This window comes from Knoellia locipacati (assembly GCF_007992835.1).
Classification (GTDB): Bacteria; Actinomycetota; Actinomycetes; order Actinomycetales; family Dermatophilaceae; genus Knoellia; species Knoellia locipacati.
On sequence record NZ_BKBA01000003.1, the window covers coordinates 679120 to 701320 of the forward strand.

The 22201-nt window shown below is 72.7% G+C and carries 21 protein-coding genes; 13 read left to right on the forward strand and 8 right to left on the reverse strand.

Annotated features, from left to right (window positions below):
* Positions 1 to 16 precede the first annotated feature (16 nt).
* Genes KLO01_RS04785 through KLO01_RS04795 form a run of 3 tightly spaced genes read left to right on the forward strand, consistent with a single transcriptional unit; the run spans position 17 to position 1856 of the window.
* Positions 17 to 637, forward strand: a complete 621-nt coding sequence (locus KLO01_RS04785) for a hypothetical protein (protein ID WP_147062602.1) — start codon at positions 17 to 19, stop codon at positions 635 to 637.
* Entirely contained in the window at positions 634 to 1233 is a 600-nt protein-coding gene (locus KLO01_RS04790) for a hypothetical protein (RefSeq protein ID WP_147062604.1), read from the forward strand. Before KLO01_RS04785 ends, KLO01_RS04790 begins: the two co-directional genes overlap by 4 nt.
* Positions 1230 to 1856, forward strand: coding sequence for a hypothetical protein (locus KLO01_RS04795; RefSeq protein ID WP_147062606.1), 627 nt, complete (start codon positions 1230 to 1232; stop codon positions 1854 to 1856). Before KLO01_RS04790 ends, KLO01_RS04795 begins: the two co-directional genes overlap by 4 nt.
* Here KLO01_RS04795 and KLO01_RS04800 read toward each other — a convergent pair.
* Both KLO01_RS04800 and KLO01_RS04805 read right to left on the reverse strand, forming a co-directional pair.
* Positions 1840 to 3135 carry a hypothetical protein gene (locus tag KLO01_RS04800; RefSeq protein ID WP_147062608.1) on the reverse strand — a complete coding sequence of 432 codons (1296 nt, stop codon included), beginning with the start codon at positions 3133 to 3135 and terminating at the stop codon, positions 1840 to 1842. The genes KLO01_RS04795 and KLO01_RS04800 overlap by 17 nt on opposite strands.
* Before the next feature lie 82 nt (positions 3136 to 3217).
* Positions 3218 to 3907 (reverse strand): alpha/beta fold hydrolase, encoded by a 690-nt coding sequence (locus tag KLO01_RS04805; protein WP_147062610.1) that lies wholly within the window; start codon positions 3905 to 3907, stop codon positions 3218 to 3220.
* Positions 3908 to 4125: 218 nt separating this feature from the next.
* On the opposite strand from KLO01_RS04805, the gene KLO01_RS04810 reads away from it, so the two are divergent.
* Genes KLO01_RS04810 through KLO01_RS04830 form a run of 5 tightly spaced genes read left to right on the forward strand, consistent with a single transcriptional unit; the run spans position 4126 to position 9918 of the window.
* Complete coding sequence (locus tag KLO01_RS04810; RefSeq protein WP_147062612.1) at positions 4126 to 5916, forward strand: ABC transporter substrate-binding protein; 1791 nt, start codon at positions 4126 to 4128, stop codon at positions 5914 to 5916.
* Between the two features lie 6 nt (positions 5917 to 5922).
* The gene (locus KLO01_RS04815) at positions 5923 to 6981 is read left to right on the forward strand and encodes an ABC transporter permease (protein WP_147062615.1); all 1059 of its coding nucleotides are present in this window, start codon (positions 5923 to 5925) and stop codon (positions 6979 to 6981) included.
* Positions 6978 to 7880, forward strand: a complete 903-nt coding sequence (locus KLO01_RS04820) for an ABC transporter permease (protein ID WP_147062617.1) — start codon at positions 6978 to 6980, stop codon at positions 7878 to 7880. The genes KLO01_RS04815 and KLO01_RS04820 overlap by 4 nt, the downstream gene beginning before the upstream one ends.
* Positions 7880 to 8899: an ABC transporter ATP-binding protein gene (locus KLO01_RS04825; RefSeq protein WP_147062619.1), complete on the forward strand. Its 1020-nt coding sequence runs from the start codon at positions 7880 to 7882 to the stop codon at positions 8897 to 8899. Before KLO01_RS04820 ends, KLO01_RS04825 begins: the two co-directional genes overlap by 1 nt.
* Positions 8896 to 9918: an ABC transporter ATP-binding protein gene (locus KLO01_RS04830; protein ID WP_147062621.1), complete on the forward strand. Its 1023-nt coding sequence runs from the start codon at positions 8896 to 8898 to the stop codon at positions 9916 to 9918. The genes KLO01_RS04825 and KLO01_RS04830 overlap by 4 nt, the downstream gene beginning before the upstream one ends.
* Here the strand turns inward: KLO01_RS04830 and KLO01_RS04835 are convergent.
* The 3 genes from KLO01_RS04835 to KLO01_RS04845 are packed head-to-tail and all read right to left on the reverse strand — an operon-like array spanning position 9883 to position 12877.
* Positions 9883 to 10815, reverse strand: coding sequence for a S66 peptidase family protein (locus KLO01_RS04835; RefSeq protein WP_246136049.1), 933 nt, complete (start codon positions 10813 to 10815; stop codon positions 9883 to 9885). The two genes, KLO01_RS04830 and KLO01_RS04835, sit on opposite strands and share 36 nt — an antisense overlap.
* Before the next feature lie 18 nt (positions 10816 to 10833).
* A complete protein-coding gene (locus KLO01_RS04840; protein ID WP_147062623.1) occupies positions 10834 to 11733 on the reverse strand; it encodes an NAD(P)/FAD-dependent oxidoreductase in 900 nt (299 codons plus the stop codon).
* A 22-nt stretch (positions 11734 to 11755) separates the two neighbouring features.
* Positions 11756 to 12877, reverse strand: a complete 1122-nt coding sequence (locus tag KLO01_RS04845; protein ID WP_147062624.1) for a DNA polymerase IV — start codon at positions 12875 to 12877, stop codon at positions 11756 to 11758.
* A gap of 70 nt (positions 12878 to 12947) precedes the next feature.
* On the opposite strand from KLO01_RS04845, the gene KLO01_RS04850 reads away from it, so the two are divergent.
* From KLO01_RS04850 to KLO01_RS04860, 3 genes are read left to right on the forward strand one after another with little or no spacing between them, the layout of a single operon-like run.
* On the forward strand, positions 12948 to 13391 hold the full coding sequence (locus tag KLO01_RS04850) for a MerR family transcriptional regulator (protein ID WP_246136050.1): 444 nt from the start codon (positions 12948 to 12950) through the stop codon (positions 13389 to 13391).
* Positions 13384 to 14595, forward strand: a complete 1212-nt coding sequence (gene lhgD / locus KLO01_RS04855; RefSeq protein ID WP_147062627.1) for an L-2-hydroxyglutarate dehydrogenase — start codon at positions 13384 to 13386, stop codon at positions 14593 to 14595. The genes KLO01_RS04850 and lhgD overlap by 8 nt, the downstream gene beginning before the upstream one ends.
* Positions 14592 to 15680, forward strand: coding sequence for an SLC13 family permease (locus tag KLO01_RS04860; RefSeq protein ID WP_147062629.1), 1089 nt, complete (start codon positions 14592 to 14594; stop codon positions 15678 to 15680). Before lhgD ends, KLO01_RS04860 begins: the two co-directional genes overlap by 4 nt.
* Here KLO01_RS04860 and KLO01_RS04865 read toward each other — a convergent pair.
* Positions 15667 to 16524 carry an alpha/beta hydrolase family protein gene (locus KLO01_RS04865; RefSeq protein ID WP_186827906.1) on the reverse strand — a complete coding sequence of 286 codons (858 nt, stop codon included), beginning with the start codon at positions 16522 to 16524 and terminating at the stop codon, positions 15667 to 15669. The two genes, KLO01_RS04860 and KLO01_RS04865, sit on opposite strands and share 14 nt — an antisense overlap.
* A 109-nt stretch (positions 16525 to 16633) precedes the next feature.
* Between KLO01_RS04865 and KLO01_RS04870 the strand changes: the two genes are divergently transcribed.
* Both KLO01_RS04870 and KLO01_RS17390 read left to right on the forward strand, forming a co-directional pair.
* The gene (locus tag KLO01_RS04870; RefSeq protein WP_147062633.1) at positions 16634 to 17644 is read left to right on the forward strand and encodes a hypothetical protein; all 1011 of its coding nucleotides are present in this window, start codon (positions 16634 to 16636) and stop codon (positions 17642 to 17644) included.
* Between the two features lie 123 nt (positions 17645 to 17767).
* Complete coding sequence (locus KLO01_RS17390) at positions 17768 to 18697, forward strand: L,D-transpeptidase family protein (protein WP_246136051.1); 930 nt, start codon at positions 17768 to 17770, stop codon at positions 18695 to 18697.
* Here KLO01_RS17390 and KLO01_RS04880 read toward each other — a convergent pair.
* Entirely contained in the window at positions 18663 to 19913 is a 1251-nt protein-coding gene (locus tag KLO01_RS04880; RefSeq protein ID WP_147062636.1) for an MFS transporter, read from the reverse strand. The genes KLO01_RS17390 and KLO01_RS04880 overlap by 35 nt on opposite strands.
* 44 nt (positions 19914 to 19957) lie before the next feature.
* Positions 19958 to 22192, reverse strand: a complete 2235-nt coding sequence (locus tag KLO01_RS04885) for an ATP-binding cassette domain-containing protein (protein ID WP_246136052.1) — start codon at positions 22190 to 22192, stop codon at positions 19958 to 19960.
* Positions 22193 to 22201 lie beyond the last annotated feature (9 nt).

Consider the following 22201-nt stretch of genomic DNA (forward strand, 5'->3'; position numbering starts at 1 on the left):
CCCTACACTCCCTGCCATGGGGGGAACCACGACGGCTGGACGGGGCGTGCTCGGGCGCGCGCGCGGCTTCGTCACCGGCCGGCCGACGAGCCAGAAGGTCGGTGGCGGGGTCGCCGCGGCACTGCTCGCGAGCGCGCCGTTCGGGGGCCTGGCAGGCGTGCCCGACCCGGGGCCCGAGCCGATCACGGCCGGCAAGGCGATCATGGTCGGTCCTTACAAGGTGGTCGTCGACAAGGTCGTCGAGCTGCCCGACCTCAAGCCGGCGGTCTCGCCGTCACCCCGGCAGCGGGTCATCGTCCTCGACACCCACGTCACCCTCACCGGGGACCGACCGGAGTATGCCGGCACGCTCACGAACAACGTGGCCGTGTCCGGTGGCGGGGTCAAGACCGTCGAGCGGCCCCGGCTCTACTTCGTCGAGGACTCGACGGCCATGACGAGCTTCAACCCCGGCCTGACCTACCGGCTGGCCCTCACCTACGTCACGTCCGGGCCGTGGCAGGGCGATGCGGTCACCGTCACGAGCAACCTCGTGGAGTTCCGCGAGGAGGACAAGCAGACCCTCGACCCCGACGCCTGGGTCGCCCGCGACGAGGTCCAGTGGCAGGGCACGCTGCCCCTGGTGAGGCGACCGTGAGACGCGCCATCGCGACCGGTGCCCTCGTCATCGCGGCCATGGGACTCGGACGGGTCATCAACGACCGGATCCCGACGGGTGACGTCGCCGACAAGCCGTTCGTCCACAGCGGTTCCGTGGGCCGGGCCGTGTCCCTGGACTACGCCGACGTCACGGTCACCGGCGTCCACGTGACCCCGACGGTCATGGGCAACCCCGCGTCGGCCGCCGGCGGGCGCTGGCTCGTCGTCGACACCCAGATGCTGGCGACGAGGCGGCCGACGGCGGTGGCCGGCTTCTTCCTCGTCGACGCCCGTGACCGCCGCTGGATCGCCTCGACCCGTGGGCCCGAGTGCGCGCAGCGCGCCGACCTCTCCACCGGGGTCCGCCACTACGCGAGCGTCTGCTTCGACGTCCCCAAGAAGGCGCTCGAGGGAGCTCGCCTCATGGTGACGCGCGGCGCCTGGGACTCCCACGAGGCGCAGTTCCGCCGCGACGACCTCGCCGACATCGACCTCGGCATCGCGGCCTCCGAGGTCGAGCGCCTCTGGGCGAGCAAGGACCCCGTCAACGTCAAGGAGAGCGGACCCGTCCCGCCCGCGGAGGCACGCCGATGAGGACCCGACCCAGCCGGTGGTGGATGGCCGCCGCGCCGGTCGCGGCAGTGGCCATGCTCGCCGCGAGCGGTTACCGCGTCCCCGTGTTCTGGTACCAGTCCGGCCAGCACCACGAGATCGCCGACGGCGACGCCCAGGAGTGGGTGGCCGTCAGCGAGAGGACCTCCGACGCCCACGGGGACCTCACCCGTCGCTACTCGGTGCGGCTCGCGGGGCTGGGAGGCGAGAGCACGGCATACGAGGCCGGTTTCGGCGACGAGTTCACGCTCGCCGACGGCATGGTGGCACGCCAGGTGAGGCTCGACTTCCGGGCCGATCCCGACCAGCCGCTCAAGAACTGCGCCCTCACCCTCGTCGACGACCGTGGTCGCGAGTACCGCGTCGGCCACAGCTTCGACGCGATCGGGGAGCGCATCACGAACTGCGTCCCGGAGGAGACGCCCGGCCCCAGCCTGACCGTCTTCCCGTCGGAGAAGCGCGGCACGCTGCCGAGGGGCGAGCTGCCTCGCCCGGAGGAGTGGTCGGTCTCGCCCGCCATCGCGGCACCCAAGGATGCGAGGTTCGTCGAGCTGCGGATCTCGTTCGAGGACCCGGACTACGTCACCCTCAGGCTTCCGCGCTGACCTCTCGGGCACCCGCCTCCACCGGCACCGGGGAGTCCGAGGGACGTGGGCCGATCCTCGGTCCGAGCAGCCAGTCGATCGCGGCCGCGAGGAGCGCTGCCGCGAGGACCATCGTCACGGCGAGACCGACGGACTTCTCCAACGGCGAGAACGCGAGCCAGGTCTTGGTCTCGACCGGGCCGATCACGAGACGGAGCAGCTGGGCGACGAGCCACGGGATCCGCAGCACGAGGAGGAACGCGAGGCAGAAGGTGAGCATCGGCAGCAGCCCGGCGGTCGCCATCATCCGCAGCCCGTTCCAGAACGCCGACCACCGCTCGCGCACGTCGGCGACGAGCCCGCCGCCGAAGCGGCGCACCGGTGCGGGGATCCGCTCCCAGCGCGGGTTCGGCTGTGCCGCAGGCGCTTCCGGTCCCGAGAGCTTGTGTCCGAGGACGACAGCACCCACGGTGATCCACGCGAGCGGGACGATGACGACGGCGTCGACGGCACCGAGCAGCCCGAAGAGCCAGGTCGTCGCGGTGTCGACCGGGTTGGCCAGCGGGCCGAGCGTGGCCACCACCTGGTCGTACTGGTCGAGGACGAGTCGTGAGGCCTGGCGGTCCTCGACCCACGTGACACCCGCCTCGCGGATGTTCGCGACCTTCTGCGCGACCTGCGAGGTGTAGTAGACCTCGACGAGGGCACCGACGAACGCCAGCCAGAGGAAGCGGGTGACGCTCTCGAACCTGCCGAGGGCGTAGCGCAGCACCCAGGCGATCGCGACGATGGCGAGCACGACCTGCCAGTCGTAGATCGCGAGCCGTCCCGCGAAGTCGTAGTCGATGTCCTCCGAGAGGCTGAACTGGTTGAACTCCGCGTAGGCCGCCTCGTTGGTGAACCTCAGCAGGTCCTCCTTGAGCAGCCCGTAGGACACGTAGACCGCGAGGAAGGGCACGAGCACACTGACCGCGACGTCGACGAGCCGCATCTGACGCTTCTCGGTCGGTGCCTGGCGGGCCTCGCGCCGGGAGAGCTCGGCGACGTTGGGCAGCGCGCCGCGGGTCATCCAGAGCATCGCGATCATCGCGAGCAGGAAGCCGAGCGGGGCGAGCACGAGGATGAGCTGCGCGACGAAGGCGTTGTGGTCGCTCACGACGACGGCGAGCCACAGGGCCCCGCTGCGCAGCGCCAGGCCGAGGCAGGCGATGGCGACGAACGGCGCCCAGTAGGTGCGCAGGATCCGCCACGCCGACACGAGCACGGCCGGGATGTCGCGCACCCTCATCTCGTCGTTCATGCACTCCCCCGGTGTCGTCGCCCGTCGCGGACGCCCCTGCTGACGACCGGAGCATACCGAGCAGGACGCCATCGCGACCGGCTCACGCGTCGAGGTGGTCCCGGACGGCCGTGACGTATGCCGTGGGCTCCCCCGCGTGGACCTCGTGACCCACCGCGATCGTCACGAGGGTGCCGTTTGCGACGGTGTCGACGAGGGCCCTGACGGTGTCCTGCGGGACGAAGCTCGACGGGCCGCCACCGATGGCGAGGACGGGCACGGCGAGCGCCCGGAGCACGTCGGGCCAGTCGGCGGCAGGGCTGTCGATCTCGGGACGCACCTGCTCGACGACCCCCCAATCGAAGGCGAGCTCACCGCGTGGCCGGTTCGGCGTGTTCGGGCGGCGCTGCCGGGGCAGCCCGACGTCCTCGAGCACGAGCCGGCGCACGAGCGGGGAGGCGAGCGCGACCCGGCAGGCGACCAGCCCCCCGAGGGAGTGCCCGACGAGGTCGAGGTGACCCGCCTCGCCGACGAGCTGCGGGAGCAGGGCGAGCACGTCGTGTGCCATGAGCTCGATCGAGTAGGTGCCGGGCCAGGCGCTGGCCCCGTGACCGCGCAGGTCCACGGCATACACGGTCCGGTCGCGCGAGAGGTCGGCTGCGACGACGTCCCAGTCCGCCGCCGTGAGACCGGTGCCCGGGAGGAGGACCACGGGTGGGTGACGCGGGGCCTCGGGCTCCCACACGGCCACGGCGAGGTCGACCCCGTCGCAGTCGTGCGTCTCGGTCCGCATGGCGCCAGTCTGCGCTCCCGAGGCGGCCGTGCGGGCACGCGGCGGAAAGTTACGGTCGTTCACCATCTGGGCGGAAGTTATTGACGGAGGCCCCGGATCCGTGTAGACCTCATCGACAACCGCGCCATCGCGTGGTTCGCGGGGGCGATGCTCCGCGCAGGCCAGAGGATCGAGGACCGATGTTCCACACGAACCATCGCGGCCGGGGGCTCCGAACCATGCTCGCCGGACTGCTCATCACGTTGCTGGCCTGCGCCACCACGCTCTTCGCCGGCACCGGCGCGCACGCCGAGACCAAGGACGAGAAGACCCTGACGATCGCCGTCAGCCAGGAGGTCGACTCGCTCAGCCCGTTCCTCGCGGTGCGCCGCCTCACGACGGCCCTGGGGCGGCTGTCCTACGACTTCCTCACGAACTACGACCCCAAGACCGGCAAGACGATCCCCGCGCTCGCCGAGTCGTGGACGACGTCCCCGGACGGTCTCACCTGGACCTACAAGATCCGCGACACGAAGTGGACCGACGGGACGCCCATCACCGCCGAGGACGCGCGGTGGACCTTCGACACGATGATGAAGGACGAGGCCGCGGCGACCGCCAACGGCAACTTCGTCGAGAACTTCGAGAGCGTCAGCGCCCCCGACCCGCGCACGCTCGAGGTCAAGCTCAAGGCCCCCCAGGCGACGATGCTCGCCCTCGACGTGCCAATCCTGCCCAAGCACAAGTGGGAGAAGGCCGGTGACTTCGCGAAGTTCAACAACGACAAGGAGTTCCCGATCGTCGGCAGCGGCCCGTGGGTCATCAGCGCCTACGAGGTCAACCAGTCGATCACCCTGACGCCCAACAAGGACTTCTGGCGGGGCGCCCCCAAGTTCGACAAGCTCGTCTTCCGCTACATCGACGACAGCGACGCCCAGGTCGAGGCGCTCAAGGCCGGCGAGGTCGACTTCGTCTCGGGTCTCACGCCGGCGCAGGCCAAGGCGCTCGACTCGGCCAAGGACATCACCGTCAACAAGGCCAAGGGCAAGCGCTTCCAGGCGATCACCCTCAACCCGGGGGCACGGCTGCAGGACGGCACGACGTTCGGTGACGGCAACAAGGCCCTCCAGGACCCGGTCGTGCGTGAGGCGCTCGTCCGCACGATCGACCGCGAGGCGATCTACAAGACGGCATACGGCGGCTTCGGTGAGGCCAACGGCGGCTACATCCCGTCGCGCTACAAGGACTACCACTGGCAGCCCGAGGGCGACGCCGTCATCGGCTTCGACACCGCCAAGGCCGGACAGATGCTCGACGCCGCCGGCTACGCCAAGGGCTCCGACGGCATCCGGGCCAAGGGCGGCCTCAAGCTGTCGTTCCGGTTCAACGTCCACGCCGACAACCCGCAGTACATCCAGGCCGCCGAGATGATGCGCGAGTGGGCCAAGGAGGCCGGGATCGAGCTCAAGGTCGAGCCCGTGTCCGAGGTCGGTGCCCTGCTCGACGCCGGCACCTACGACATCCTCACGACCGGCTGGAGCGTCAACCCCGACCCCGACTACATCCTCGGGATCAACCGGTGCTCCGGGCTCCCGGCCAAGGCCGGCGGTCCCTACCTGTCCGACGCCTACTACTGCAACCCGGAGTACGACAAGCTGTATGCCGCGCAGCTCGCCGAGCTCGACCCGCCCAAGCGGGCCGAGATCGTCAAGCAGATGCAGGAGAAGCTCTACGAGGACAACATCTTCGTCGTCTGGGGCTACGCCGACCAGCTCGAGGCCTTCCGCTCCGACGTCATCGCCTCGATGACCCCGCAGCCGGACCCGGGTGGCAACTACGACAGCCAGGACGGCTACTGGAGCTGGTGGTCCGCCAAGCCCGTGGGCGACGAGGACAAGGCTGCGGCCGACTCGGGCGGCACGAGCTCGGGTCTCGTGCTCGGTGGCGGCGCCGTGGTCCTCGCGGCCCTCGCGGCCGGGTTCGTCCTCCTGCGTCGTCGCGGCGGGTCCGCTGCCGACGACCGTGAGTGACGCTGCATGACGGAGCTTCCTCCCAGCGACGCGGTCCCGCACCTCGACGAGGTGCGGGACCGCGGAGACCGCGGAGCTCGCGGACGCGACGGTGACCGCCTCCGGCGCACCACGGCATACCTCGGCAAGCGTCTGCTCGGCGCCGCCGTCTCTCTCGTCGCGGTGATCTTCACGAGCTTCTTCCTCTTCCGGATCATCCCGGGCGACCCGGTGCGCGTCATGACGCACGGTCGCCCCGTGACCATCGAGCAGAAGGAGGCGCTCGCCCGCGAGTTCGGCCTCGACCGGCCGCTGCTCGAGCAGTTCGTCAGCTACCTCCTCGGCGTGCTGCGCTTCGACTTCGGCGAGTCCTTCCAGTACAACCGGCCCGTGCTCTCGATGGTCGGCGAGCGCCTCGGCCCGACCATGCTGCTCGTCGGCGCCAGCCTCGCCATCTCGATCGCGCTCGGGCTCTGGCTCGGCGTGCAGGGTGCGTGGAAGCACGGTGGCACCGCCGACCGCGTCAACACCGGTGTGGCACTGACGCTGTGGTCGGTCCCGAGCTTCTGGCTCGGGCTCATCCTCATCGTCGTGTTCGCGTCGGGGCTGGGCTGGTTCCCGACCTCGGGCATGAAGACGCCGGGGGTGACCGGGTTCGACGCCGTCCTCGACGTCGCGCACCACATGGTGCTCCCGCTCGTCACCCTCGTCGCGGTCGTCTATGCGCAGTACCTCCTCGTCATGCGGTCCTCGCTGCTCGACGAGATGGGGTCGGACTACCTCACGACGGCGCGGGCGAAGGGCCTGCGCGACACCGAGGTCAAGCGCCGCCACGCCGTGCCGAACGCCCTGCTGCCGGCGACCACCCTCGTCTTCATCAACGTCGGGTTCGTCCTCTTCGGCGCGGTGCTCGTCGAGACCGTCTTCTCGTGGCCGGGTCTGGGCAAGCTCTTCTACGAGGGGCTCAGCGTGCCCGACCTGCCGCTCGTGCAGGGGCTGTTCGTCATCTTCTCGGCGGCCGTCATCCTCATGAACCTCGTCTCCGACCTCATCTATCCGCTCATCGACCCCCGGGTGCGCCCATGAAGACCGCGACAGCGACCCGTCGGCAGCTGACCTGGGCGCGACGTCGGCGCGCCGTGGCGAAGTTCTGGGGCGACTACCGCCAGAACCGCGCCGGGCTCTTCGGCCTCGCGGTGCTCGCCGTGTTCGTGCTCTCGGCGCTGCTCGTGCCGTGGATCGTCGGCGAGGACGCGCTGAGCGTGACCCGGCCGGCCGGTGAGCCGTTGCAGCCGCCCAGCGGCGAGTTCTGGCTCGGGACCGACCGGTCCGGCCGCTCCGTGCTCGACCTCATCCTCTGGGGCTCGCGCGTCTCGCTCACCGTCGGCTTCGCGGCGACCCTGATCTCGATCGCCGTCGGCTCGCTCATCGGCATCCTCGCCGGGCACTTCCACGGCTGGCTGTCCGGGCTCCTGCTGCGGGTCACCGACTGGTTCCTCGTCATGCCCACCCTCGTGCTGGCCGTGGCCCTGGCCGCGGTGCTCGGTCGCAGCCTCTCGACGATCGTCATCGCCATCGGCGTCACGTCGTGGCCGACGACGGCCCGGCTCGTGCGCGCCCAGACGCTCGCCGTCGAGGCGCGCCCCTACATCGAGCGCGCCCGCGCGCTCGGCGGCGGCCACTGGCACGTCATGACCCGGCACGTGCTGCCCAACGTCATGCCGATCGTGCTCGCCCAGACGACGCTCATGGTCGCCGGCGCCATCCTCACCGAGTCCACCGTCGCCTTCCTCGGCCTCGGCGACCCGACGGTGCCGTCGTGGGGCAGCACCATCCAGGCCGCGCGCGACACGGGCGCGGTGAGCTCCGGGCTGTGGTGGTACATCCTCCCGCCCGGCATCGCGATCGCCCTCGTCGCGCTCGCCTTCACCCTGTGCGGACGCGCCATCGAGGGCGTCCTCAACCCCCGACTGAGGAACCGCTGATGACGTCGCCCCTGCTCCGGCTCGAGGGCCTGTCCGTCGGCTACCGCACCCGCGACGGGGTGGTGCCCGCGGTGCGTGGCGTCGACCTCACGCTCGCCCGCGGCGAGAAGCTCGGCGTCGCCGGCGAGTCCGGCTCCGGCAAGTCCACCCTCGCCCTCGCCCTGCTCCGGCTGCTCCCCCCGTCGGCGACGGTGACCGGACGGGTCCTGCTCGACGGTGAGGACGTCACCGAGATGGGCTGGGGACGGCTGCGCGCGGTGCGCTGGGCCGGCGCCTCGATCATCTTCCAGGGCGCGATGCACTCGCTCAACCCGGTGCAGACGATCGGCGACCAGATCACCGAGCCGATCCTGCGCCACCAGAAGGTCTCGCGTGAGTCCGCCGACACGCGCGTGGCCGAGCTGCTCGGCCAGGTGGGGATGCTCCCCGACCGAGCACGGTCCTACCCGCACGAGCTCTCCGGCGGTCAGCGCCAGCGCGTCATGATCGCAATGGCGCTGGCGTGCGAACCCGACCTCGTCATCGCCGACGAGCCCACGACGGCGCTCGACGTCATGGTCCAGGCCCAGATCCTCACCCTCATCGAGGACCTCGTCGCCCGTCGAGGCATCAGCCTGCTCATGATCAGCCACGACCTCTCGGTCCTCTCCGACGTCTGCGACCGCCTCGCGATCATGTATGCCGGTCGCGTCGTCGAGGTCGGGCCCGCCGACGAGGTCTTCCGGCAGGCCCGTCACCCCTACGGCGCCGCGCTCGCCTCGGCCTTCCCCACGGTCGGCGACCCCGCCTCGCGGATGCGTCCGCAGGGGCTGGCCGGCGACCCGCCCGACCCCCAGGCGCTGCCATCCGGCTGCGCCTTCCACCCGCGCTGCGCCGTCCGGCTCGAGCACTGCGACGCGGTCGACCCGCAGCTGTGGCCCGCGACCGAGGGCCACGACGTCGCGTGCGTGCGCGTCCTGCCCGACGACGGCCGCTCGCTGGCCCCGGGACCGACCCGCGCCGAGGAGGCCGCCCGATGACCGACACCCGAGCCCCCCTCATCAGTGCCCGCGACCTCCGGGTCACCTTCCCGGGCCGTCGTGGCGGCGCCTCGGCGCGCGCGGTCGACGGCGTGAACCTCGACGTCGCCGAGGGCGAGATCGTGGCGCTCGTCGGCGAGTCCGGGTGCGGCAAGACGACCCTCGCCCGCACGCTGCTCGGGCTGCAGCGCCCCACCGGCGGCACCGTGTCCTACCGGGGCCAGCCGCTCGGCTACGGCTCCAAGGCCCTCAAGGCCTACCGCCGCGAGGCCCAGCTGATCCTGCAGGACCCGAGCGGGTCGCTCAACCCGCGGCACACGGTCTACGACGCGGTCGCCGAGGGCCTGCGCATCCACGGCGAGGTCGCCGACGAGCGCGACCGCGTGGCGGATGCGCTGTCCCGGGCCGGGATGCGCCCACCCGAGCGCTTCTTCCTGCGCTACCCGCACGAGCTGTCGGGCGGTCAGCGTCAGCGCGTCGTCATCGCCGGGGCCCTGGTCCTCGACCCGACCCTCATCGTCGCCGACGAGCCGGTCGCCTCGCTCGATGCATCGGTGCGGGGCGAGATCCTCGCGCTCATGCTCCGGCTGCGCGAGGAGCTCGGGCTGGCGGCGCTCGTCGTGACCCACGACCTCGGGCTCGCCTGGAACATCGCCGACCGCGTCGCCGTCATGTACCTCGGGCGGATCATCGAGACCGGCCCGGTCGAGAAGATCCTCACCGCCCCCGAGCACCCCTACACGCAGGCCCTGCTCTCCGTGCTGCCCGAGGGCGGCCAGCCCGTCGTGCTGTCCGGCGAGCCGCCGGACCCCTCGCGGGTGCCGGGCGGGTGCCGCTTCCACGTGCGCTGCCAGAGCCTCGCGTCGGGCGTGGCCGAGGCCGCCGGGGTGGCAGACCTGTGCCGCACGAAGGACCTGCCGGTGCTCGACGGTCGCGGCACGCAGGCCGCGTGCCACCTGGCGCAGGCCCGGCAGCTCGCGACGTCAGGCGAGGGCGGGCACGTCCAGCACCAGGGTTGACGCGTCCGCGTCGAGGGTCGCGGGCACGCCGAGGGGGACGGTGACCGGGCTCGGGCAGTGACCGAAGCCGAGGTCGGCCAGGACCGGCACGCCGAGGTCGCCGAGCCTGTCCTCGAGCAGCTCGGTCACGGGCTCGCAGTCCTGCCACGAGCCGAGCACGACACCGGCGACGCCCTCGAGCCACCCCGACCGGCGCAGGTGGGTGAGGTAGCCGTCGATGCGGTAGGCCTTCTCGTCGACGTCCTCGAGGAGGAGCAGCCCGCCGGCGGCGGACGGCATACCGGTCGGGGTGCCGAGCTCGCCGGCGAGGAGGCTGAGGCAACCACCCAGGGTGACGCCCTGCGCGCGACCGCCCACGACCGGGCTCGCCCACTGCGAGGTGAGGGTCTGCACCGACTCCGGCTCGAAGAGCGTGCGGCGCAGGTGCTCCGCGCTCGCCATGTCGTTGAGGAACACCTCGGTCGCCGTCATCGGCGCGTGCAGCGAGACGAGCCCGAGGTGGGTCGCCACGGCCGAGTGCAGCGCAGTGATGTCGCTGTAGCCGACGAGCACCTTGGGGCCGGCCGTGCGCAGCGCGTCCCAGTCGACCCGGTCGACCATCCGCTGGACGCCGTAGCCCCCGCGGGCGCACACGACCGCCGCGACGTCGGGGTCGCACCACGCGGCCTCGAAGTCGGCCGCGCGGGCGTCGTCGTCACCGGCGAGGTAGGGGAACCGCGCAGACCGCTGCCCCGCGCTCGGCGCGACCGTGACGTCGAGGCCCCAGCCGCGCAGGACGTCGGCGCCGCTCTCGAGCCGGTCCCGCGGGGCCGGCCCGCTCGGCGAGACGATGACGACCCGGTCCCCCTCGACGAGCCGGCGTGGACGCTGCAGGGGCTTCACGTTCGACGAAGTCACCGCGCCATTCGACCATGTCTAGTCACGGGTGAGCAGGTGGGCGATCGCCGAGTTGCCCGCGATCTGGCCGGCGGCCGACGCCTGGACGACCGAGGCCATCGGCATCGGGTAGGCCGGCAGGTGGGCGAGGTCGCCACCGGCCAGGACGCCCGGCACGCTCGTGCGGCCGAACTCGTCGATGCGCACCGCGCCCGACGGGTTGCGCTCGAGGCCGAGCTGGTCGGCGAACGGCGCGGACTGGTGCAGCGTCGGCACGACGAAGAGGACGGCGACGTCCTCGCTCGACCCGTCGTCGAGAGCGAGCCGCAGCCCGCCGTCATGGCGCTCGACGGCGGTGACGCGTGCGGCCACCCGAGGCACGGCGAGGGTGGCTCCCTCGGGCAGGTCCTGGTCCTCGTCGAGGACGAGCAGCTCGCCCGCGACCGGGCCGAGCAGCGCGGACAGGTGCGGCGCAGCAGCCGCCCCGAGGATGCCGATGCGCTGCCCGGCGAACTCGAACCCGTGGCAGAACGGGCACTGGGCCGCGAGGTCGCCCCACACCTCCTGCAGGCCCGGCACGGGTGGCAGCTCGTCGCGGACCCCGGTGGCGAGCACGACGGCATACGCCGTCATGGTCTCGCCGCTCGTGAGGGTGAGCCGGAAGCCCGCGCCGTCGCGCTCGACCCTCGCGACCCGCTGCTCGCGCACCGAGACGGTGTCGTATGCCGTGAGCTCGGCTCGCGCGGCCGCGCGGAAGTCCGCGGGCGGGGTGCCGTCGTGGGTGAGCACGTTGTGCATGTGGCTCACCGTGGCGTTGCGGTAGGTGCCGTCGTCGAAGAGCGTGGCCTCGCGGCGGACGCGTCCGGCGGTGAGGGCGGCCTGGAGCCCGGCGGGGCCGCCGCCGATGATGGCGATGTCGGTGTGCTGTGGGTTCGTCATGTCTCGATGGTGAACCTTCAGGTCAACCTGAAGGCAAGTCCCCGCCGGGCAGGGCCGCCGGGCCTCCGCGGCCGGTGGTGCGAGGGGGCTCGTAGCCACCTTCGGGCGGGACCATCTCGGCCCGGACGCCGAGCAGCCGGATCGGCCGGTCGTCGCCCAGACCGTGGAGCAGCTGGAGCGCCGTCGCGGCGATGGTCGACGGGTCGAACGTCGGTTCGGCGAGCTTGCGGATGCGGGTCGTCGTGAAGAACGGCGCGAACCGGACCTTGAGGTGGACGCGGGCGCAGGCCCGGTCCTCGCGCCGGATGTCCTCGACGACCTGCTCCGCGAGGGTGCGCACCGCGGCCGCGACCTCGTCGGGCTCGGTGAGGTCGGCCTGGAACGTCGTCTCGCGCCCGTGGGCCCGGGCGACCCACGGGGTGTCGTCGGTGACCGTGGCTCCCAGGCCGCGCCCGAGCCGGGCGTAGTGCGGGCCCATCCGCGGGCCGAACTCCGCCGTGAGCACCTCGTCCGAGGCGTCGGCGAGCTGCTGCACCGTGTCGTAGCCGTGGGTCGCGAGCCGGGCCGCGATCCGGTTGCCGACGCCCCAGAGCGCCGTCGTCGGCCGCTCCCCCATGACCTCGAACCAGGTGTCACGCGTGAGGACGAACGTGCCCTGCGGCTTGCCGAAGTCGGTGGCGATCTTGGCGCGGACGGTCGTGTCGCCGACGCCCACCGAGCAGTGCAGCTGCGAGGCCTCGAGCACCTCGGCGCGGATGGCCTCGGCGTGGACGACCGCCTCGGCCACGTCCTCGCCGGGGGTCGTGATCCCGACGAAGGCCTCGTCCCAGCCGAGCACCTGCACGACCGCGCCCTCGTGCGCGCGCAGCGCCTCCATGACGACCGCGGACGCGGCCTCGTAGGTCGGGACGTCGACCGGCAGGAACACGGCGTCGGGGCACTTGCGCGCGGCCAGCCGCAGCGGCATGCCCGAGTGGACGCCGAACGCCCGCGCCTCGTAAGAGGCCGTCGACACGACGGCCCGCTCCGTAGGGTCCCCCCGTCCACCGACGACGAGCGGGAGACCGGCGAGCTCGGGCCGGCGCAGGATCTCGACCGCAGCGAGGAACTGGTCGAGGTCGACGTGGAGCACCCATCGGGCCATGGGTTCCATGGTGCCGTCCCCGGGCGACAGCGGGAGGGAGTACGTTCAGGTGCACCTGAAGGAGGCGGAGGTGACCGACGACGTGACGGACGACGCGACGGACGACAACTGGAGCATCAGCGACCTCGCCGGCCGGTTCGGCCTGCCGACGCACGTCCTGCGCCACTGGGAGTCGATCGGTCTCATCGAGCCCCGGCGCGACGCGTCCGGCTACCGCCGCTACGGCCACGACGACCTCGTGCGGGTGGCGATCATCCAGCGCAACAAGGTCGCCGGCATGACCCTCGAGCAGATCAGGGTGCTCCTCGACGCCGGGGCGTGGGACCGCCACCAGGTCCTCGAGGCCCACCTGCGCGACATCGACGAGCGCATGCTCGCCCTCGAGCGCTCCCGTGAGATGACCGAGCACGCCCTGCGCTGCCGGAGCCACGACATCACGTCGTGCCCGCGCTTCGTGGCCGCCGTCGCCGACCTCGTCGAGGGTCACACGCACCCGGAGCTGTCCCGTGCGTGACGTCGTCGTCGTCGGAGGCGGGATCGTCGGTCTCGCGACGGCATACGAGGTCCTGCGGCGGCGACCGGGAGCCGACGTCCTCGTCGTCGAGAAGGAGGCCGAGGTCGCCCGCCACCAGACCGGCCACAACAGCGGCGTGATCCACGCGGGGGTCTACTACGAGCCCGGCAGCCTCAAGGCGCGCTTCTGCCGCGAGGGTGCCGCCGCGACCCGCGAGTACTGCACCGAGAAGCGGATCCCGTTCTCGGACACCGGCAAGCTCGTCGTCGCGACGAACCCCGTCGAGGTCCAGCGGCTCGAACAGCTCACGACCCGGGCGCGCACCAACGGCCTCGCGGTGACGCCCGTGTCGGGCGGCGAGCTGCGCGAGCGCGAGCCGCACGTCACCGGTGAGGCCGCGCTCCACGTGCACGCCACCGGGATCACGGACTACCCCGCCGTATGCCGTGCGCTCGCCTCCGACGTCGCGGGCGCCGGTGGCGAGGTGCGCACCTCCACCGCCGTGACGGCGATCGCGGAGGGCCCGGCGTCGGTCACCCTCACGCTCAGCCGCGACGGCTGGGAGAGCCCCGAGTCCGCCCGGCTCGTCATCGTCTGCGGCGGCCTGCAGGCGGACCGGCTCGCCGCCATGTCCGGCCTCAACTCGGGCGCCGACGCCTTCCAGATCGTGCCGTTCCGTGGTGAGTACTACCGGCTCCCCGCCAGCCGCAACGACCTCATCGACGCGCTCATCTATCCCGTGCCGGACCCCGGGCTGCCCTTCCTCGGCGTCCACCTCACCCGGATGGTCGACGGCGGCATCACCGTGGGGCCCAACGCGGTCCTCGGGCTGAGCCGCGAGGGCTACCGCAAGGGGTCGGTGGACGTGCGGGACCTCGCGACCTACGTCGGATTCCCCGGCATGTGGCGCGTGGCCCGCACCCACTGGCGCACCGGGCTCGCCGAGCAGCGCGACTCGTGGCGTCGCAGCGGCTACCTTCGCCTCGTGCAGCGCTACTGCCCCGAGCTCACCGTCGACGACCTGCTCCCCGAGGAGGCCGGCATCCGCGCACAGGCGGTCCTGCGCGACGGCACGCTGGTGCACGACTTCCTCGTGCGGCGCACCGACCGGACCGTCCATGTCTGCAACGCTCCCTCCCCGGCGGCCACCTCGGCGTTCCCGATCGCCCGGCACGTGGTCGACCTCGCGACGGCGGCTGCGTGACAGGGCAGGAGCTCGTCGACCTCGCTGCCCGGATCGGGCCGGTCATGGTCTTCCTCGTGGCGATGACCGTCGTCGCCGAGGTCGCCGAGATCGCGGGGGTCTTCGACGTCGCCGCGCACTGGACCGCGCACGCGGGGCGACGCCGCACCTGGCTGCTGTGGCTGCTCGTCGTCGCGCTCGCGACCGCGTGCACCATCGTCCTGAGCATCGACACGACGGCGGTGCTGCTCACCCCCGTCGTCATCGCCATGACGAGACAGCTCGGCATCGCCGCGATGCCGTTCGCCCTCACCACCGTCTGGCTCGCCAACACCGCGTCGCTGCTCCTGCCGGTCTCGAACCTGTCCAACCTCATCGCGCTGCACCGATTCTCGGCGCTGGGCGTCGGGACGCACGAGTACATCGCCCTCGCCTGGCGCCCCGCCCTCGCCGCGATCCTCGCCACCGTCGTCGTGCTCTTCGTGCTCCACCGGCGCGACCTGCTCACCCGCTACGACCTCGACCCGCCCGCGGACCCGCACGACCGCGTCCTGCTCTGGGTCGCCGGCGGCATCTGCGTCGCCCTCGGACCGGCCTTCGTCAGCGGCGTGACGCCCGCCATCCCCGCCGCCATCGGCGCCGTGGCCCTCGTCGCCGTGCTCGCCTGGCGCTGGCCCTCACGGGTGCGGACGGTCGCGGTCCCCTGGGTCATGGTCCTCGCGGTCTGCGTCCTCTTCGTCGTGGTCGACGTCGCCATGCGCCACGGCCTCGAGTCCGTCCTCGCAGGACTCGTCGGGGGCGACGCCGGCAGCCTCTGGCGGGTCGGTCTCGTCGGCGCTGCGGGCGCCAACGTCGTCAACAACCTGCCGGCCTACCTCGCGCTCGAGCCCGTTTCGGACGGCTCGGGCGAGCGCCTCATGGCCCTCCTGGTCGGGGTCAACGCCGGCTCGATCGTCACGGTCTGGGGCTCGCTCGCCACCCTGCTGTGGCGCGACCGGTGCCGTCGCGCGGGGCTCACCGTCGCCGCCGGGCCGTATGCCGTCCGCAGCCTCCTGTGCGCCGTCGCCGCGGTGTCGGCGGCGCTCCTCGCGCTCAGCCTGGCCTGACCGCGGAACGCACCCAGCCGGCGACCTCGCGGGCGAAGCCGCCCGGGTGCCGGGCCCAGACGAAGTGGTCGAAGGCCGGACCCTCCTCACCGTCCGGTCGCGTGCTGAAGCGGTGCTCCACCCGGGCACCGGCCAGCTTGTCGGTGAGGTTGTCCACCGAGCCCCGAGGGGCGAGCGGGTCGTTGTCGAGGGTGACCGCGAGCACCGGCACGTCGATCCGCGCGAAGTCGGGCTCGGTGACCTCGTCGCCACGCTCGACCACGAGGGCACCCCGACGGGCGAACCGGGCCCATTCGCGGATGAGGCGGCGCGGCTGGCGCCCACCGAAGCCGAGACGGTGACCCGGCCAGTGCCCCCGCAGCGCCGTCACGGCGCTGAGCGTCTGCGTCTGGGCGAGCAGCTTGACCCGCTGCGGGAAGCCGCGCCAGTAGGGCGAGCCCGAGCCGATGAGGACGAGGGCGGCCACGCCCGAGGAGTGCGTGGCGAGGTGCACCATCGCGACCTGCCCACCGAACGAGTGGCCGACGAACGCCAGCGGGCGGCCGGCATACCGCTCCCGAGCCACCGCGACGGTGCCGGCGACGACCTCGTCGGACACGACGGCATACCCGAAGTCGTGGTGACGGCTGGCGACGGGACGGCTCGTGCCCTGACCCGGGAAGTCGGCCGTGAGCGTGGCGACCCCCTCGCGCGCGAGGGCGGCCGCGAACGGGCCGTAGTAGCCGACGGCGACACCGAGCGCCGGCAGGAGAACGACCACCGGGTCGCCCTCGCCGCCGGCGTCCACGCCGACGACCGAGGTGCGCGCCCCGGAGGACAGGTCGAGGTCGGTCACGTGCTCCATGGGCCCACCGTAGGACCGGGGTGTCCTCCCCATTGCCGGGGGCGGGTCGTGGGCCCTAGGTTCCATCCAGCGGTCGCCAACGGGCGGCCCTCGGGGAGGGGAGAACCACATGTCCACGTCCACCACCACACGGGCCCGCAGGCGCGTCGCCGCCGGGGTCGTCGGAGCCCTGGCGCTCACCGCTGCCACGCTCGTCGCCTCGCCGCAGTCGGGGCTGACCGGGCGGGCCGACGCCGCGGCGGCCCAGTGCAGCGAGGACCACTCGAGCACCGAGTTCGGCGGGGCGGCGGTCAGCTCGGCCTACGGCGCCTACTTCAACGCGAGCACGCCGGCCGCGAGCTACCTCACGGACTTCGTGCCGCAGGGTCTCGGCCTGTGGCAGAACTGGCGTGGCGGGTCGAGCACCGAGGACCTCTTCCTCGTCGGGATGCACCACAGGGACGAGAACTCCAACCGGTCGCTGCTCTACGGCATGACCCCCGGTGGCACCGTGCGCGGCTACGCCCGCCTCCCGGTCGGCTCGCACGCCGGCGGCGTCAAGGTCCACAACGGCTGGGTCTACGTGCAGCACGACAACGGCCGGATCCTGCGCTACTCCGTGGCGCGCATCCGCCAGGCGTTCACCGACAGCACGAAGCGCAACCTCGGCTGGGGCGCGGCCACCAACGCCGTGACCGACGTGAGCTTCTTCGACATCGACGGCGGCTACCTGTACGGCGGCTACCACAACCCCTCGGCCCGCGGACACATGTTCCGCTACCGCATCCTCGCCGACGGCAACCTCGTCCAGGACATGGCGTGGGGCCCGATCCAGATCCCGACCAAGGCGCAGGGCGTGCTCGTCCTGAGCAACACGTGGATCTTCTCGACGTCCCGCTTCCGCGACTACCGCGGCAACGTCTACGTCGTCCGCCGCGGCTACGGCAAGGGCGACGAGTTCACGTCGGTGCGCTACCGCTGCTTCCAGTCGGTGGCGATGATCCAGGAGCTCGTCGGCTACGACGGGCGGACCTACCTGCTCAACGAGAGCGGCGCCTCCGCGTTCGCCGACGGTCGGATCCACAACATCCGCAACCTCCACGTCGCCAACACCGAGACGTTGCGCGGCCTCGTCTGGTGACACCCTCGGCGTGTCGGATTCGTGCTCGGACGGGTCACGAATCGGCCACGGACGCAACCTGCCTCCCGGGTCGCGCGTCTGTGCAGGTGGAGGATGACGCGATCCACACGCAGGGGGAGCCACATGTCAGGGAGCATCCGTCGAGGGACCGTCACCGTGGTGACGGCCGCTGCCCTGGCCGTCGGGCTGGGGGCCTGCGGCGGGGTGACGTGGACGCCGAAGGGCAGCGAGACCGTCGCCGCGCCCGAGGTGACGGGCGGGGTGGCCGGGGTGGCCGGGACGAGCGAGACGGCCACCCCGAGCCCCACGGCGACGCCCGGGCCGACCGCGCCCTCGAGGTCGGCGGCCCCGACGCCCACGCCGTCGGCGACGAGGACCGTCACGCCGAAGCCGAAGCCCACGCCGTCCGGGACCCCGAAGCCCAAGCCCCCACCCTCGAGGACCGCGGAGCCGGTCCACGAGGTCCTGCGCCTCGGCGACCGTGGTCCGGAGGTCCTCGCGCTGCAGAAGCGGCTGTCGTCCCTCGGCTACTGGCTCGGCGAGCCCGACGGCCACTACGGCGGGCTGACCCAGCAGGCCGTGTGGGCGCTGCAGAAGACGGCCGGGATCTCCCGTGACGGGAAGGTCGGCCGCAGGACGCAGCGTGCCCTCGACGACGGGGTCCGCCCCCGCACCCGGCTGGACGGCAACGGGGTCGACATCGACCTCGGGCGTCAGATCCTCATGATCGTGCGTGGCGGACAGGTGAGGTACACCCTCAACACGAGCACCGGTGGCGGCTACGAGTACGAACGCAAGGACGGCAGCACCGCCACCGCCCGCACCCCCAAGGGGACCTTCCGGGTCGGCTACACGGTCGACGGTCCGGACGAGGGCTTCCTCGGCGAGATGTGGCGACCGCGCTACTTCAACGGCGGGTATGCCGTCCACGGCTCGCCGTCGATCCCGGCCTACCCGGCCTCGCACGGCTGCGCCCGCGTGAGCAACGCGGCCATGGACATGATCTGGTCGCGCGACCTCATGCCGAAGGGGTCCGGCGTCCTGGTGCGCTGAGCTCTGCGGCGACGGCCTCGCGCGGCAGGGTCTCGCGGGCCCGGGTCCACGGGATGGTCGCGAGCAGGCTGAGCAGTCCGGTGACACCGAACGCCAGGGCGTAGCTGCCGGAGTCGACGAGGGCGCCCGCGACGATCGGGCCGATGATGGCCCCGGCGTCGGCCGACATTTGGAAGGCGGCCAGCGCCGGGCCGCCGTTGCGGTCGCGGCCGATGACGTCGGCCATGCTCGCCTGCTGCGAGGGGTTGAGCGCACCCGAGCCCATGCCCGCCACCACCGAGAACACGACGAGGACCGGGAAGGTCGTGGCGAGCCCGGTGGCGATCGTCGCGACGCCGGCGACGGCCAGACCGCCGATGATGAACGGGCGCCGGCCCACCCGGTCGCTGAGCCGCCCGGCGACATTCATGCCGACGGCGTTGGCCCCGGCGTAGATCGCGAGGACGGCGCCGGCGAGCCACGGCTCCTTGCCGATGTTGGCGGCGACGAACAGCGGGATGATCGCGTTGCGCACCCCGAAGTTGGCCCAGCCGTTGGCGAACGCGGAGCCGAGCCCGGCGCGGTAGGCACTGTCCTGCAGGCCCTCGCGGGCGGTCATCACCGGGAGCACGGGTGCGTCGGCCGCGGGCCGGAGCGAGTGCCCGCTGATGAAGATCCCGACGAGGGCGGCAGCGACGAGGAGCGCCGCGGCATACGCGAGGAACGGCACCCGCAGACCGAGACCACCGAGGGCCCCGCCCACGGCGGGTCCGCCGATCCCGCCGATGAGGAAGGCCGAGCCGTAGGCCGACGAGACGCGCCCGCGGATCGACGGCGGCGCGAGCCGGACGACGAGGGCCGTCGCAGACACCGTGAACATCACCGAGCCGATGCCGCCGAGCCCGCGGAAGACGACGAGCTGCCAGTACGAGTGGGCGAAGGCCGTGGCCGCGGTCGAGGCGGCGACGATGAGGAGCCCGGCGAGGTAGATGGGGCGCTCGCCCAGCCGGACGATGAGGGCCCCACCCGCCGGCGCGAAGACCAGGCGGAAGAACGCGAAGACGCTGACCACCACGGCGCTGGCGGTGGCACCGACGCCGAAGCTCTGGGCGAACTGCGGCAGCACCGGCGTGATGAGGCCGAAGCCGAGCGCGATGACGAAGGCCGAGGCGACCAGGACCCAGATCTCGCGCGGGATGCGGACACGCTCGACCGGCGCGGGAGGGGTGGTGGTCATGACAAGGGACAAGTATGCCGCCCACCCCCGACATTCCCGGACGCTCAGGTCAGGAGCACCGCGGCGAGGACGGGGACGAGAGCGCCGAGGGTGACGAGGGTGTCGGCACGGCCCCACGGGGCGGCGGCGAACCACGTCCGTCGGGACGCCGTTGCGAACCCGCGAGCGTCCATCGCCACCGCGAGGTCGGCGGCCATCCGCAGCGTGCGCACGAGCAGCCCGAACGTCACCGTCGCGAGGTCGCGCACGAGCGCCACCGGGCGCCGCCGGTCGATGCCGAGCCCGCGCACCCGCCGGGCCAGCGAGATCTCGGACCAGACCTCGCCGAAGGTGTGGACCCGCTGCAGCGCCGCGGCGAGCGCGACGACGGGACGGGACGGCATACCCAGGCGTTGGGCGAGGTGGTCGCCGAGCCGGTCCGGGTCGACGAGCGGGAGCAGCACCGCGGACGGCAGCACGATGATGAGCACGCGGAGCGCGGCCGTGACGGCCGTCGTCGTGTCGTGCCCGCCGAGCAGCCAGGTCGACCAGCCCACCGACAGCGCGCCGAGCAGCCCGGGCAGCATCCTCACGAGCACCCGCTTCGCCCGGCCGGTCGGCCGGGGACCACGACCGGGGCCCGACCACAGCGCCACCACGGCGAGCAGGGCCTGTACGGCGAGGACGCCGAGTGACGTGTGCCAGTGCCCCGGGATGATGCCGGCGGGGATGGCGACGAGCGCCCCGAGCAGGAGGGCGAGCGGCCCCGCCTGTGCGGCGAGCACCCGTCGGGGCTCCTCCTCGATGGGCGCGGCAGGTGGGGCGTCGAGCTCGACGACGGTGTGCGCGCGGTCGATGAGGGCCGCGTCGTGCGTCGACACCACGACCGCTCCCCCGGCCTCGCGGTAGGCGGCGAGCAGGCCCACGACCGCGGCCCACGTGTGCCGGTCCTGGCCGACCGTGGGTTCGTCGGCGAGGAGCAGCGGCGGGCGGTGGAGCACGGCCGAGGCGATCGCGAGGCGTCGCTGCTCGCCACCCGAGAGCTCGCGGGGATCGGCACCCTCGAGGTGCCCGAGTCCGAGGTCGGCGAGCAGTGCGTGGGCGAGCGTGACGCGTTCGGGGCTCTCCTCACCGAGCGCCCGGCTCGCGACGAGCACCTCGTCGAGCACGGTACGCCCGACGAGGGTCGAGCTCGACCATTGCGGCACCCAGCCGACCCGGGAGGCGAGCTCCGTCGTCGACAGGTCGGCGACCGGGGTCTCCCCCACGGTCACCGAGCCCTGCACCGGGTCGAGGGCGCCTGCGAGAGCGAGCAGCACGGTGGACTTGCCGGACCCGCTCGGGCCCACGAGGGCGGTGGCACTGGTGGGTAGCGGGGTCAACGGCACGTCGAGCGTGGCGGCCGTGCGGGTGCGGGTCGACCCGTCGACGAGCCGCACGGTGCGGTCGATGACCATCGGCGTCGCGGTGACCTCCTGCGTCCGGCTCGACTGCGGCGCGGCCGCCAGGGCGGCGGGCGCGAGGGGGGCCGGGGGCGGCGCGCCGGGGACCCAGATGCCCATGTCGAGCAGCCGGGCCCGCTCGTCGCGCAGCACCTTGTGGACGGGCCCGTCGGCGACGAGCGTGCCGTCGTCGTCGAGGACGAGCAGGCGGTCAACGAGGTCGACCCACGGTCCGAGGACGTGCTCGACGACGACCGCCGTGATCGGGTATGCCGTGAGCGCACCCTCCACACTTCGGCGCACCTGAGCGGCGTGGCCGGGGTCGAGCATGGCGGTGGGCTCGTCGAGGAGCAGCACGCTCGGCCGCAGCGCGAGCGCACCCGCGAGAGCGAGGCGCTGGGTCTCACCACCGGACAGCGCGGACGTCGGGGTGTCGCCCGGCTTCGCGAGACCGACGGCCCCGAGGGCGGCGGCGACCGCGGCCGGCATGTCCGCACGCGGGACACTGACGTTCTCGAGGCCGAAGGCGACGTCGCGACCGACGGTCGAGGCGACCACTCCCGCACCGGGCTCCTGGAGGACGAGCCCGACCTCCCCGGCCCGGGTCCCGGGGGCGTGCCCGTCGATGGTCACCGAGCCGGCCAGCTCGCCCGCGTCGGCCGTCTCGAGCAGCCCGGCGATGGCACGCAGCAACGTCGACTTGCCCGACCCGGACGGGCCGACGAGGAGCACCCGCTCACCCGGTTCGAGGGCGAGGGAGACGTCGTGCAGCACCGGTTCGCGCCGCCCGAACGGGCGCCACGTCACCGCGTCGAGGATGACGTGGCCGACCGTGACCGGCGGGGCGACCGGGGCCACGCCGGCCAC

Excerpts from the sequence above, each read along its gene's own strand:
- KLO01_RS04785 (WP_147062602.1), top strand. The coding sequence starts at position 17 with ATGGGGGGAACCACGACGGCTGGACGGGGCGTGCTCGGGCGCGCGCGC.
- KLO01_RS04795 (WP_147062606.1), top strand. The coding sequence starts at position 1,230 with ATGAGGACCCGACCCAGCCGGTGGTGGATGGCCGCCGCGCCGGTCGCG.
- KLO01_RS04800 (WP_147062608.1), bottom strand. The coding sequence starts at position 3,135 with ATGAACGACGAGATGAGGGTGCGCGACATCCCGGCCGTGCTCGTGTCG.
- KLO01_RS04805 (WP_147062610.1), bottom strand. The coding sequence starts at position 3,907 with ATGCGGACCGAGACGCACGACTGCGACGGGGTCGACCTCGCCGTGGCC.
- KLO01_RS04810 (WP_147062612.1), top strand. The coding sequence starts at position 4,126 with ATGCTCGCCGGACTGCTCATCACGTTGCTGGCCTGCGCCACCACGCTC.
- KLO01_RS04815 (WP_147062615.1), top strand. The coding sequence starts at position 5,923 with ATGACGGAGCTTCCTCCCAGCGACGCGGTCCCGCACCTCGACGAGGTG.
- KLO01_RS04820 (WP_147062617.1), top strand. The coding sequence starts at position 6,978 with ATGAAGACCGCGACAGCGACCCGTCGGCAGCTGACCTGGGCGCGACGT.
- KLO01_RS04825 (WP_147062619.1), top strand. The coding sequence starts at position 7,880 with ATGACGTCGCCCCTGCTCCGGCTCGAGGGCCTGTCCGTCGGCTACCGC.
- KLO01_RS04830 (WP_147062621.1), top strand. The coding sequence starts at position 8,896 with ATGACCGACACCCGAGCCCCCCTCATCAGTGCCCGCGACCTCCGGGTC.
- KLO01_RS04840 (WP_147062623.1), bottom strand. The coding sequence starts at position 11,733 with ATGACGAACCCACAGCACACCGACATCGCCATCATCGGCGGCGGCCCC.
- KLO01_RS04845 (WP_147062624.1), bottom strand. The coding sequence starts at position 12,877 with ATGGCCCGATGGGTGCTCCACGTCGACCTCGACCAGTTCCTCGCTGCG.
- KLO01_RS04865 (WP_186827906.1), bottom strand. The coding sequence starts at position 16,524 with ATGGAGCACGTGACCGACCTCGACCTGTCCTCCGGGGCGCGCACCTCG.
- KLO01_RS04870 (WP_147062633.1), top strand. The coding sequence starts at position 16,634 with ATGTCCACGTCCACCACCACACGGGCCCGCAGGCGCGTCGCCGCCGGG.
- KLO01_RS17390 (WP_246136051.1), top strand. The coding sequence starts at position 17,768 with ATGTCAGGGAGCATCCGTCGAGGGACCGTCACCGTGGTGACGGCCGCT.
- KLO01_RS04880 (WP_147062636.1), bottom strand. The coding sequence starts at position 19,913 with ATGACCACCACCCCTCCCGCGCCGGTCGAGCGTGTCCGCATCCCGCGC.